The organism is Nitrosospira sp. NRS527 (genome assembly GCF_018406445.1).
Taxonomy (GTDB): domain Bacteria; phylum Pseudomonadota; class Gammaproteobacteria; order Burkholderiales; family Nitrosomonadaceae; genus Nitrosospira; species Nitrosospira briensis.
Genome location: NZ_AP024515.1, coordinates 3,021,110 through 3,033,484, shown reverse-complemented (window position 1 = coordinate 3,033,484; position 12,375 = coordinate 3,021,110). Strand labels below are relative to the sequence as shown.

Annotated in this window: 10 protein-coding genes; 7 read left to right on the top strand and 3 right to left on the bottom strand. The window is 49.6% G+C overall.

What is annotated here, in order from left to right:
- Position 1 precedes the first annotated feature (1 nt).
- The 3 genes from KJS40_RS13465 to KJS40_RS13455 all read right to left on the bottom strand — a co-directional run bounded on the left by KJS40_RS13465 (position 2) and on the right by KJS40_RS13455 (position 3,193).
- Positions 2-319: a hypothetical protein gene (locus KJS40_RS13465; protein ID WP_213538386.1), complete on the bottom strand. Its 318-nt coding sequence runs from the start codon at positions 317-319 to the stop codon at positions 2-4.
- A gap of 375 nt (positions 320-694) precedes the next feature.
- Complete coding sequence (locus tag KJS40_RS13460) at positions 695-2,566, bottom strand: acyltransferase family protein (RefSeq protein WP_213538385.1); 1,872 nt, start codon at positions 2,564-2,566, stop codon at positions 695-697.
- 486 nt (positions 2,567-3,052) lie between these two features.
- Positions 3,053-3,193, bottom strand: coding sequence for a transposase (locus KJS40_RS13455; protein ID WP_213538384.1), 141 nt, complete (start codon positions 3,191-3,193; stop codon positions 3,053-3,055).
- A gap of 680 nt (positions 3,194-3,873) precedes the next feature.
- Here KJS40_RS13455 and epsA point away from each other — a divergent pair.
- The 7 genes from epsA to epsG all read left to right on the top strand — a co-directional run bounded on the left by epsA (position 3,874) and on the right by epsG (position 12,191).
- Complete coding sequence (gene epsA / locus KJS40_RS13450; RefSeq protein WP_213538383.1) at positions 3,874-4,677, top strand: XrtB/PEP-CTERM-associated transcriptional regulator EpsA; 804 nt, start codon at positions 3,874-3,876, stop codon at positions 4,675-4,677.
- A 67-nt stretch (positions 4,678-4,744) separates the two neighbouring features.
- Positions 4,745-6,088 carry an undecaprenyl-phosphate glucose phosphotransferase gene (locus KJS40_RS13445; RefSeq protein ID WP_244859785.1) on the top strand — a complete coding sequence of 448 codons (1,344 nt, stop codon included), beginning with the start codon at positions 4,745-4,747 and terminating at the stop codon, positions 6,086-6,088.
- A 123-nt stretch (positions 6,089-6,211) separates the two neighbouring features.
- A complete protein-coding gene (gene epsL, locus KJS40_RS13440) occupies positions 6,212-7,498 on the top strand; it encodes an XrtB/PEP-CTERM-associated polysaccharide biosynthesis outer membrane protein EpsL (protein ID WP_213538381.1) in 1,287 nt (428 codons plus the stop codon).
- Positions 7,499-8,050: 552 nt separating this feature from the next.
- Positions 8,051-9,001, top strand: a complete 951-nt coding sequence (locus tag KJS40_RS13435; protein WP_213538380.1) for an EpsD family peptidyl-prolyl cis-trans isomerase — start codon at positions 8,051-8,053, stop codon at positions 8,999-9,001.
- 42 nt (positions 9,002-9,043) lie between these two features.
- Positions 9,044-9,841 carry a polysaccharide export protein EpsE gene (gene epsE, locus KJS40_RS13430; protein ID WP_213538379.1) on the top strand — a complete coding sequence of 266 codons (798 nt, stop codon included), beginning with the start codon at positions 9,044-9,046 and terminating at the stop codon, positions 9,839-9,841.
- A 16-nt stretch (positions 9,842-9,857) separates the two neighbouring features.
- Positions 9,858-11,240, top strand: a complete 1,383-nt coding sequence (gene epsF / locus KJS40_RS13425; RefSeq protein WP_213538378.1) for a chain length determinant protein EpsF — start codon at positions 9,858-9,860, stop codon at positions 11,238-11,240.
- A gap of 21 nt (positions 11,241-11,261) precedes the next feature.
- The gene (gene epsG / locus KJS40_RS13420) at positions 11,262-12,191 is read left to right on the top strand and encodes a chain length determinant protein tyrosine kinase EpsG (RefSeq protein ID WP_213538377.1); all 930 of its coding nucleotides are present in this window, start codon (positions 11,262-11,264) and stop codon (positions 12,189-12,191) included.
- Positions 12,192-12,375: the final 184 nt, after the last annotated feature.

Below are 12,375 nucleotides of genomic sequence, written 5' to 3'. Positions count from 1 at the left end.
TTTAATATCGACCGACTTCACACCCTGGAAGATTGGAGTTTTTCAAGCAAGGGTCGGGGAGCTCGTATACCTCACCTTTGTCCCAGTCTTTCGTCCCTGCGGCACTACCCTCCTTTTTTTCCTTTTCGGCCCTCCTCTTTTCTTCCTTTTCGGCCTTCCATTCCTCCCTCTTAATGGCCTCCCTCTCTTCCTCCTTGTCGGGGGAAGCAAGAGCAATTATTGGGCTAGCAGCAAAAATACTGCTGATTAACGAGGCAATAAAAAAAGCTCTCATTTTTAGTTCCTCCTCAGGGGGCTTCTTCATAACGACACGTACCATGGCGTTCCAGCGCTAACCGTAAAAAAAGCACTAACAGTCCATATGCGGAACCATGTGTTCCCATAAGTAAATATGTGCTGATTTAACAATAGCAGGTATTGAAATATTGTCTAAGATATGGAAACAGCGTCAGAGCTGCCGCGAGTTTCCAAGGAGCTGGAATCTGGCCATGTTAGACTGCGGGAGTGATGGTTTGACTTTTGAATCAGCCGTCTATCAGAATTTTGTTACTCGGATTGTGATTCCGGTTGTCGTGGGTTCGATCCCCATCAGCCACCCCATCGAAAATTGCTTTCGTCTCATGGCAAACCGCCTTCAATAGCTCAGTTTGCCGAAGACTCCTCATGTGTGTCCAGAATTCCTAAAGCAGATCCTCTATCTAAATTGTGCAAGTAGTGGGTGAGTAAACAATCTTTCTCCAACATATGTCGCTCCCTCGCTAGTTAAATGCCCACCGTCATACGAAATCAGGCGAGAATCTGCGGTAAATAAAGGGCAGAACTTTTCATCACCGCAAACGGTGTTCTGAAAATCGATGAAGATTTCTGAGGAAAGGTTTTTCTTCATGAACTCATTCACCACATGATGGGATTCCTCGACAGCATTCGTGAGATCTTTTCGCTGATCGTTGGGCATACCCAAATAACTGATGGGCTCTACTTTTCCGAAATTCTTTCTCCCTACCACCAAGATTTTCTTGGCGCCCAAGCGCTTCAGAGCAGTCATAGTCTCGTCTAGGTATTGCGCTTCCCATAACTTCCATGCCGCGACCAGAATCAGCACATCCGACTCTTTTATACGATTAATTGTCTTTTCTTGCTCAAAAGGCTTTCTCCGCTCGCAGCTCACCCTCTTGGCGGGGGATATATGCGAGGAAAAATCACGCCCTGAAATTACCAGGCCACACTCAGCCTTAACCAGTAAAGTCGAAACACTGGCATTCCTCATGTAATTGTTCTCGGAATACGTATTCACGAAATCCATTGCATAGCTGTCACCGACGATAAAGATCTTTGGACGTCTGGCGTCAAACTCCGAAAGCTGCGCGTCATAAAAACGCCTGCTTACGTACCATTTCTGATCTGAAAAACTAAGACTAGCCAAGTACCTGTCACTCTCCGGATAGCGCGAGGCATAGCCATCTTTCAATATAAATACCGCACCGATGCTTATCATTAACGCACTCATGGATAAAGCGGAAAAGAACAATACCTTTCTATTCACAATTTGCTTATCTCTGAATGGACGCTCAACGTATTGCCACGTCAAATAGGCAAGCACAATAGAGGAAACGCATAAAAGGGAGGGTAACCAGGTATTGGATACATCAAAATTCCTGATGCGAGCAAAAGCAAACAACGGTTGATGCCACAAATAGATGCTATAGCTAATCAACCCTATGCCTACAAGCCATCGGTGAGCAAGCACTCGCCCGACAATTGTGTCAGGATTGGAAAAGAGAATAATTAAGGCTGTACCGAGTGTGGGGATTAAAGTATAAACGCTGGGGTAGGGCGTCTCTTTGTCGAAATTGAAAATAGCGTAGGTGATCAAGACAAAACCAGCGAAGCTGACTAGCTGGCTGACTGGTGGAAGGTATCTCCTCCTGTGCAGCATAGGATAGTAGACGGCAAGCAGTGACCCAATCAGAAGCTCCCAGGCGCGGGTGGGTGCAAGAAAGAAATTAGGTACGGGGTGGTTCCACCAACCCCATTCCGCTAGCCCTATACTAGCAACAGCGGCAACGGCAAACAGTACCGCCAGCCAATTCTTACCTCGTCGCCAAAAAATAATGATTAGAAGAGGAAAGATGATGTAAAACTGTTCCTCGACTGCTAAAGTCCAAGTATGAAGTAAAGGTTTTTTTTCCGCTGCAGCTTCAAAGTAACCTGACTGTAGCCAAAATACCACGTTCGACGAAAAAACAGGCACGCCGATAAGACTTTGTCCGAAGTCTATCAACTGATATGGCAGCATCCAATACCAAGCGAATGGCAGGCATATCAGCATTACAAAAAAAAGTGCTGGAAGAATCCGCCGCGCTCTTCTTTCATAGAAAGTGAGAAGCGTGAATTTACCTGCTTCTTTTTCAGCAAGAATTATTGATGTGATGAGATACCCGCTGATGACGAAAAAAATATCAACGCCAACGAAGCCGCCCTTAAACCACTCTGAACCGGAATGAAAAAAAATTACCGGCAGAACGGCGACAGCTCGCAAACCATCTATTTCTCTTCTGTATTTCATTTAAATTTGTGTCGGGAATGAACCGAGATTTTCCATTAGAACCCTTTTCAAGGGTTAAAAAATGGAGAGAAAGCGACTGGGGGGATTGAAGGTTTTCGAGCGATCCCAGAGGCCTTCCATCCACTGTCTATGGCGCCGTAACCTCTTTGTCGCTGAAGCGTAGATCAAGCTCCATTGTTGTCCCGTATTGAATTAGTACAACTTGAACAGTTCGTACTTTACCCCTTCAACACCGTAGAATCAGTATATTGCGCTATTGGCTTCCATTAGAATTATTTCCTGATGGGAAAGCTCGGATGAAACCGGAAGGCGTCGCAAAAATTCATCAAAAGAACATTGATGAGATTGGAGGTTCCGCTGCCCATTTAGGCATCCAGACGGGTCATTGTGTTGTGGCGGCAAACTGGAGTCAAGTCCAAATTTTGCTGTAAATTTATTTTGCTCGGTTCAATGACGTTTTTTTGCCGGTGATGGCACGTTCGCCCGCTACGCGAATTCGTCCATAGCCAGGTAGCGGCGTTCCTGCCAGACCTCATTTTTCTCAACCTGCTCAGCGCCGATCAGCCGCCTGGCGGAATCGTCATTGGGGAAGATGCGAATCACCCCTCCCAGCGGCGCATCGTTCAATCGCTCCCGTATATTCGGGATGCGCGGTCACTTGCGGTATTTTTCCGGCAGCGCCCTCACGGCTATCGCGTCTTCAAAGCCGGCCAGGCACACCACCAACTTGGCGCCACCTTGGCGAACCGCTCATCGAATTCCGCTAACCGCCGCTGTGAGAATCTCCCGGAATCCTTCGCTGCACCCCGTCACGACCAGCGCCACACGCATCGCTACGCGAATTTGCGGCAATCTATAATTGACTCCACCATTCCTGCGTTCGACCAGCCAACAGTAACTGCAACCGGGGCACATCAATGTGTCTCTTTTCAGCGACATCCAAATATTGTAATAAACATATGGTTATATTCGAATCGTAAGCAATTGATGTGCTTTGGCGACATTTGACGCCAAACCAGTGCGCTAATTGCTCAGTTTAAAGAGGAAATTATCTGGCATGAATTGTGCTTGATATTACGCCAAGTGCCCTTAAACATGTGTTGACCAGAAGCGCGAGCTCCAGATCGAATGATTAAAGCTTTTGATGAGAAGCAGGTGGCGCGAAAGTTTAGAAATATGCTGCGCATGCTATGTGTGCTGCCGAACAGACTGCGCTCATCAGAAAAGGAAAATGAAAGCTTTTGCTTCAATGTTTTTATCGCAGCTCCAGCAGTCCAACCCATCCAAATATTTTACTTATTCACGACATGGGTTTTTTCCCCTCACACTCTGTTGATCATCTCCAACGCTACTTCCGCATCATTCAGGAAGGGATAGCGGTACGCCAGCATTTGGACTTGCTCAGATGGTTGCAGGGAGAGGTGCAGCATTACCTTCCCCACGAAATCATGCTCGTCGCGTGGGGCGATTTTAGTTCGAACTCCATACGGCATGACATCATATCCCCGCTGCCTGGCGTCAGAACCGCGCGATCGGAACCGGCAAGTCTTTCACCATTGTTGCAGGCGTTTCATAATCGCTGGGTCGAGCTGGGCAGAATGCCGTGCACATCAAGCATTTGCAAACCCGGTGTTGGTGAATTCGATATTTTTCGTGCAGACCGCGCTCCTCCATGTTCTTTCGGGAGAGCTCTGCACGGCATGCGCTCATCGCTTTTGCATGGCATCAGCGACAAGCGTGGACACCATGATTGCCTTTACGTTATTTTTAGCTCCGAAGACAAACTCGATGATTCCACGCTCAGCGCGATGGAAATACTATTGCCATATCTTGACACTGCCTTGCGTCGAATAGTGCCTCTGGCGCAGCGCTCATATATGCCGTCGCTCTTGGCGGAACAACCACGAAGCGAAGGCCGTGGATTGAGTGAGCGCGAAATCGAAATAATGGATTGGGTAAAGAAGGGCAAAACCAACGCCGAAATAGGCAGCATTCTGTGCATCAGTTCTTACACCGTAAAGAACCACTTGCATCAGATTTTCCGAAAACTTGACGTCTACAATCGCATGCAAGCCGTTTCCAAAGTTGAGCGCAGCCCAAGCCATGGCTGAAGTCCATCCCACATTTTCCGCATCAACAGTTTCCGCGCGTCATACGCAGGTACCGCTCGGCAATAACATGCTGAGCGCAGTCGAGGCCATCCTGGACCCGGCGGTACTTGCACTTTCGCTTTGGCTTGTGAGCGCCAGCGTCTACGGAGAATTGCGTCCACCCTATCTGATTCTTGCGGTCATCGTATTTTCGATTACCTTCCCGGGCACATCGCGTCTGCAATCTTCAGTCAAATTGCTTATTTTCAATATCCTCTACAGTTGGTTTTGGGTGGCTTTGCTGCTACTCTTTCTCGGCGTTGCCACCGGCTACATTGCCGAATTCTCCAGCCAGGCGCTGATCACCTGGTTATGGGCGGCCCCCTTGAGCCAGATCGGTGCCCAACTGGCGTTGCGCTCCGCCGCGCCCTATCTGCTCTTGCTTCAGGGACCCCCACAGCGCGCAATCATCGTCGGCATGAACGAGCAGGGGGTTGCGCTTGCCAGCCGAATTCATGAAACACGCTATTCAAAAATCGCATTGTCCGGGTTTTTCGATGACCGGAACCCGAGCAGGCTTCATCAAGCGGAACACGGTTCACTGCTCGGCAGACTTCGTGAACTCCCCGAATTCGTCAAGGAAAACCGCATCCAGTTCATCTATCTTTCGCTGCCTATGGCCTCACAACCGCGCATTCTACATATTCTTGATGAACTGAAAGACACCACGGCCTCGATCTATTTCGTACCGGACATGTTTATTACCGATCTTATCCAAGGTCGGAGCGGCGCAGTTTGCGGTACCCCGGTAATCTCTGTGTGCGAATCGCCCTTCACAGGCTCCAACGGGATCGTCAAGCGAGGAAGTGACATTATTTTATCCCTCATTATCCTGACGTTGATTGCACCGCTCCTTCTGCTTATCGCAATCGCGATAAAGCTGGATTCAGCTGGCCCCATCATTTTCAAACAGCGACGTTATGGTCTGGATGGGGAAGAAATCCTTGTTTATAAATTCCGGTCAATGCGCGTGTGCGAGGATGGCGATAGCATCCGGCAGGCGGAGAAGGGAGACAGCCGCATTACACGCATCGGCGCTTTCCTGCGCAAGAATTCACTGGACGAGTTGCCGCAGTTCGTTAATGTCCTGCAGGGTCGAATGAGCATTGTCGGGCCCAGGCCTCATGCCGTAGCACATAACGAAATCTATCGCAATCTGATAAAAGGATATATGATCCGCCACAAGGTCAAACCTGGAATTACCGGCTGGGCCCAGGTTAACGGTTACCGCGGCGAGACTCGAACGCTGGATAAGATGCAGGCGCGTATTGATCATGATCTCGATTATTTGCGTAACTGGTCATTGCGGCTTGATCTGCATATCATCTTGAAGACTATCTTGATAGTTCTCAAAGATCGGGCCGCTTATTGAACTCAAGCTCTGCCGCTATAACCTGTCGCTTCTACTGTCTGCAAACGTGGTTTACCTACTTTCCATATGCTCTAGGTGATACCTTTGCAGTATTATTTCGCAGGAAAGAAAGAACTAGAAAAAATGTCGCTGCTGACTCTTTCCTACTGTAATAATCGGCATTATGACCGTTGGTTCGCGGTTGCCGCCTATCTGTTTTTATTGCTGGTATCGCAATACGTCCGTGCCGCTCCCGGCGATACCTTAAGCGCAACGATAGGCACCACGGTGACGTATGACACCAACGTCTTCCGATTATCGCCTCTCATCAATCCTGCTTTGATAGTCGGCGTACCTGCTAGAGCAGATCAGATCATAACGTCAACCTTTGCGCTTAACCTGAATAAGGTTTATTTAATGCAGCGGTTCGAGGCCAATGGCAGCCTTGTCGATAACCGCTACAACAATTTCGATTTTTTGAACTTCCTCGGAAAAAACTATACGGCGACCTGGCATTGGTACGCGACTCCTTATCTTCATGGCAGATTGAGCGGGTTTCACACCGAGGCGCTTAACAACTTTGCGAGTATGACGGGTTTCGCCAACTCCACTACTCAAAACCTGCGCACCGCTGACAATTACCATTTTGAAGGAATATTTGAAATTGACAGGGCTTGGCACCTTGTCGGTGGTATTGATCACACCATATCGAAGAATAGTAGAATCACCGTGCAGGACTTTAATAGCCAAGTTTCTTCAGTCGAGGGCGGCATCCGCTACACCCGCCCGTCGGGGGCATCGCTTACTTATAAGGTAAGGAGCGGTCGTGGAGAATTCATCAACAGACCACAACCCATCGTTGCGAGCCTCTTCGATACCCGCTTCGATGAGATGGAACACGAACTACGCTTGTCATGGCCCGTTACCGGCAAAGCTTCAATCGATGCGCGGGCGGGATACCTGTCGCGTGAACATAAGCATTTTTCTCAGCGCGATTTTGCCGGTTTCGTGGGCAACTTCAATCTAAACTGGGCAGTCACGAGCAAAGTTCACGTTACCGCCAGTTGGGCGCGCCAGCTTTCCAACTTTCAAACTGTCGGGTCCGCATTCCTGAATCCCAACTTTCAGCGGTTCTCCAGCAGTTTCGTATCGAATAACCGTTTTTCGATAGCGCCTATATGGCAAATTACAGAAAAAATTGCCTTGCGCATGCGCTACGATTATGTTCTAAGTAATTGGCACGGTGCCATCATTCCACTTCCGACTAGCCGTAGCGATTCAATCCACTCCGGCCTCGTCGCGTTGGATTGGCAACCTTACAAGATGCTTTTCCTCAGTGCCGCTTTCCATCGCGACAGACGTGCGTCCAATCTACGGGGCTTCGACTTTGACAGTACCGCAGGCAGTTTTTCGGTAAAACTTAATTTCTGATGCTCATGCATTCAAAAAGATACGGAAAAGTGGTGTACGGTTACTGTAATTCGCCTGCCGGCCACCCATGGCTCTGGTTGGATAACTCTTCCTTCTGATGGCGGAAAAGCCAGCTATACAGGTTCTGATAGTGCGTATGGACTATTGCGCGGAAAGTGCAAACTCGCTACTTTGCAGTAACCAAAAGTGATACAGGTGATTCTTCGGACCACGCCAGAATCTCGAAGTCAACGGTTTGATTTATCTGTTGCTGCCGTTCAAATATTCTTATGAGGTCATCAGATTTGCATTCAGAAACGAATTGACGGCGGTCAGCATCGTGTATATTCTTTTTATTAAGTGACTCTTTTATTACTGGAATATCGAATTCGATAAAGCATTGAGCAAGTCACGATAACGTCATGTTTTATGTCTAAAATGCATCTGTAATTTTTTACCGAAACTTGCCTATTATTCTGATTTTCTATGGTTTTAGCTGGTGGGTGCATGATGCAGCACATCCTATCCAAGTTTTGAACATTGTTGTTATTGATATCCCTCACTCAAGCCCACATGAAACTCAGCCAGAAAAAAATCATATTGCAAATATTCTCCGCGTCGCTGGCACTGGCGCTTGCTGCTTGTGGCAACAAAGATACCGAAAAGCCCGCCAGTCAGATTGCCGCTAAAGTCAACTCCGGAGAAATCTCCGTTCACCAGATTAATTACATACTTTCTCGAGCAGGCCCTAACGCCGGCACGCCTGAAACAGCGCCCAAAATCCGCCGTCAAATTCTCGATAAGCTCATTGATCAGGAATTAGCTGTTGAACAAGCCGTTGCCAAGAAACTTGACCGTTCGCCAGATATTCTTATGGCTATTGAAAACGCGCGTCGTGAAATTCTTGCCCGGGCATATATTGAGCAAGCGACCGCGGAAATGGCGAAACCGACTGTTGAGGAAGCGAAGCAATATTACGTTGATAATCCCCAACTCTTTGCCGAGCGTCGCATATACAACATTCAGGAAATCGTGGTTCCGGTAACTGCCGGGGTAGACACCGAATTGCGAGAGATGCTTGGTACAGGAAAATCGATGGAAAGTATCGCCAATTGGCTCAAGGGCAAGGAAATAAAATTTGGGGCCGGTAGCGCTACACGATCAGCTGAACAGATTCCTCTTGAATTGCTGCCTAAAATACATCCGCTCAAAGTCGGCGACGGCCTGATCATCCAAGGGCCGCAGTCCATCACTGTAATGCGACTCGCGGCTGCGCAATCCGTGCCAATACCGGAAGCTGCGGCCCTGCCACGCATCCAGCAGTTTCTTGGCAACCAACGCATGGCGGAAGCTGCCAAACAGGAACTCAAGGGGTTAAAAGAGAAAGCTAAAATTACCTATATGGGTGGATTTTCTGACACGGATACCGACATGGCATCGCAATCCGTCGGGGCGCCACCCGTGAGCGCCGTAAAGTCCGACATTGACATTGGTATTGAGAAAGGCGTTGCGGGTTTGAAATGACGCCTCATCTAATTAGCCCACGCTTAAAGGAAATATGACAGCATGACCAAAACCTTGATAAGGCTACTCGCTTTTTTATTTACTCTGTTATCCATGAGTGCGTATGCACAAGATATTCTCGACTATCCGCTCGGTCCGGGAGATATCGTGCGCGTCCAGGTTTTCCAGAACCCAGAGCTGGCGACCGAAACCCGTGTGTCCGAGAATGGTTCCATTACCTTCCCGCTCGTCGGGACTGTCGAAGTTGGCGGACTTGCTATTGCGGCTGCCGAACGAAAGGTTGCCGCCGCACTGAAGAATGGCGGCTTTGTCAGGCAACCCCAGGTTAACATCATCATTTTGCAGATGCGTGGCAACCAGGTAAGCGTGCTTGGTCAGGTCAACCGGCCCGGCCGTTTCCCGCTCGAGACGCTCAGTCGGGTAAGCGACATGCTTGCCGCTGCCGGTGGCGTAGCGCCAACAGGGGATGACTTTGCTATCGTTACCGGTTTACGAGAGGGCAAACCTTTCCGAAAAGTGATAGATATTCCCGCGCTCTACCTCACCGAGAAATCGAATGAAGATATCCTTCTTTCGGGAGGAGACACGATTTACATCCATCGTGCGCCGGTTTTCTATATTTATGGTGAAGCTCAGCGTCCGGGTGCTTATCGTATCGAGCGCGGCATGACGGTCATGCAAGCCTTGGCGCAGGGCGGCGGCCCGACGCCGCGTGGTAGCGAGTGGTGGTTGCGTCTTCATCGAACAAACGCTGAGGGTGTTGTGGAAAGACTCTCGCCAGAGATGACCGATTCAGTGCAGCCCAACGATATAATTTACGTTCGAGAAAGTTTCTTCTAATAATGGTCGGCGCGTAATGACCCTACTACAATTTCTGCTCATTCTCCGGGCGCGCTACAAGGTGGCCGCGCTTACGCTTCTGGTTACAGTGGCTGCCACTTTTTTTATCAGCCTGCTGTTACCCAAGCAATATACGGCCACCAGTTCCGTGGTGATCGATGTCAGGTCGCCTGATCCTGTTGCCGGCATGATCATGCCGGGGTTGGCCACGCCCGCATATATGGCGACACAGGTGGATATCATCACCAGTGACCGTGTGGCGCAGCGTGTGGTCAAGCTGCTGCGTATGGATGAAAGCCCGGCTATCCGGGAACAATGGATGGACGCCACGGAGGGTGAAGGGGATTTGACGATTTGGCTGGCTGACCTGCTCAAGCAAAAGCTTGAGGTCAGACCTTCACGTGAAAGCAATGTAATCAACATCGAATTCAGCGGCGTTGAGCCCGGCTTTGTTGCAACCGTGGCAAATGCCTTTGCGCAGGCTTACATCGACGTTCACTTGGAGTTGAAAGTCACGCCCGCCCGTCAATCTGCCACCTGGTTTGAAGACCAGACCAAAATGGTACGTGAGAAACTGGAAAAAGCCCAGACGGCACTCTCCGCATTCCAGCAAAAATCCGGCATCATCGCTACCGACGAGCGACTCGATCACGAAACCGCCAAGCTTAACGAATTATCTACCCGATTAACGAACGTGCAGGCTGAAACTTCGGATAGCAGCAGCAAGCGTAAATCCGCCGGTAACTCCGAAACACTGGCTGAAGTGATGCAAAGCCCAATGATTAATATGCTTAAATCGGACATTGCGCGCCTCGAGGCCAAACACCACGAAAGTAATATAAATCTCGGCGTAAATCATCCGCAAACGAAACGTACGGAAACTGAACTTGCCTCGCTCAGGAGGAGGCTGGCTAGCGAAACCCGGCAAATCTCGGAAAGCATCAGTACCTCCTACGACGTAGGTAAGCAAAAGGAAAAAGAACTGCTTGAAGCAATGGAGTCTCAAAAAAAACGTATACTCGAACTCAACAAGGAGCGCGATGAAATCGCCGTACTCAAACGTGATGTGGAAGCTGCCCAGCATACGTTTGATGGTGTGAGCCAGCGTTCTGCTCAAACCCGTCTCGAAAGCCTGTCGGCTCAGACAAATATTGCGATTCTGAATCCAGCCACAATGCCAACCAAGCACTCGCGGCCCAGAATCCTGCTCAACGTTCTAATCTCCATTTTCCTCGGTACCTTACTCGGGATAGCGATTGCATTTATGCTTGAACTCGGCAGCCGTCGTGTACGTTCATCGGAAGATCTTATCCAGGCCATCGATCTACCAGTACTTGCGGTGATTTCCAGCAGGCCGCCGCAAAAAATTCCCAAGCAGCTCGGCCCGGTAGCCGGTTAATACCTAAAACGGAACCAGATCATGAAACCCGTAAGCGCTAGCCTCCCGCTCATCAAGCGAAATCAGACCACGAAACCCGACGAGTCTTCCATTTACGGTAAAGCGCGGGTCACCGGGAATGGTAGTTCAATAGGGGCCATCCTCGTCGATACCGGACGCCTCTCCGCCGAGAACGCGGATCGTATTCTCCGGTTGCAGGTGGAGCAGGGCAAACGCTTTGGCGATACCGCCATTGAGCTGGGCCTGCTTACGGAAGACGACGTTCGTTTTGCTCTCTCCCGTCAATTTAATAACCTATACCTTCCTGCGGGGGATAACAGCCTCAGCTATCAACTGGTAGCCGCCTATAAACCGTTCAGTCCGATTGTCGAGAAACTGCGTGCTTTGCGCAGCCAGCTAATGCTGCGGTGGTTCGATACTGAAGCCAGGCTGAATTCCCTCGCCATCATGAGCCCCGGCATAGGGGAAGGACGCAGCTTCATTGCTGCAAATTTGGCTGTCGTTTTCTCGCAACTGGGAAAGCGCACTTTGCTCATCGACGCAAATCTGCGGGCGCCGCGTCAGCATGAGCTATTCAAGTTAGGCAACAACGCAGGTTTATCCAGTATGCTGGCAGGTCGTATCGGGATCGAGGCGATTGCACGCGTACCTTCGTTGCTGGGGCTTTCCGTGTTGCCAGCCGGCGCTGTACCGCCTAATCCGCAAGAACTGCTCGGCCGCACTGGCTTTCCCGAATTGTTGCAATCGGTGGTTCGCGATTTTGATGTTGTCATTATTGACACGCCTGCCGCGCATGAATACGCTGAAGCTCAGATTATTGCAGCGCGCGCATCAGCCGCTCTCATAGTCGCACGCAAAGATCGAACATCAGTCGCGCAAACAATCGAACTGGCCCGTAGCCTCCAGCAAACGGGCACAACGCCTGTGGGGTCGGTGCTGAACGAATTCTGAGTGAAGGAAAACGGTGTACAAAACCTCAGGCTTGCAACTGGCAATAAAAGCGAGCAGTCCAAGCCTCCGCGGTAGTCCGAAAGCGCTTCAAGTATTTTTATCAGGAGGCAATCGTGTTCTCCACCGCTTTTATCCGCTTTTTCTCTTTTCCCATCAGTGAGGAGAATTGGACGATGAGAATTTT

Coding starts and splice junctions, on each gene's coding strand:
- KJS40_RS13465 (WP_213538386.1), bottom strand. CDS start 319: ATGGTACGTGTCGTTATGAAGAAGCCCCCTGAGGAGGAACTAAAAATG.
- KJS40_RS13460 (WP_213538385.1), bottom strand. CDS start 2,566: ATGAAATACAGAAGAGAAATAGATGGTTTGCGAGCTGTCGCCGTTCTG.
- epsA (WP_213538383.1), top strand. CDS start 3,874: ATGGGTTTTTTCCCCTCACACTCTGTTGATCATCTCCAACGCTACTTC.
- KJS40_RS13445 (WP_244859785.1), top strand. CDS start 4,745: ATGCTGAGCGCAGTCGAGGCCATCCTGGACCCGGCGGTACTTGCACTT.
- epsL (WP_213538381.1), top strand. CDS start 6,212: ATGTCGCTGCTGACTCTTTCCTACTGTAATAATCGGCATTATGACCGT.
- KJS40_RS13435 (WP_213538380.1), top strand. CDS start 8,051: ATGAAACTCAGCCAGAAAAAAATCATATTGCAAATATTCTCCGCGTCG.
- epsE (WP_213538379.1), top strand. CDS start 9,044: ATGACCAAAACCTTGATAAGGCTACTCGCTTTTTTATTTACTCTGTTA.
- epsF (WP_213538378.1), top strand. CDS start 9,858: ATGACCCTACTACAATTTCTGCTCATTCTCCGGGCGCGCTACAAGGTG.
- epsG (WP_213538377.1), top strand. CDS start 11,262: ATGAAACCCGTAAGCGCTAGCCTCCCGCTCATCAAGCGAAATCAGACC.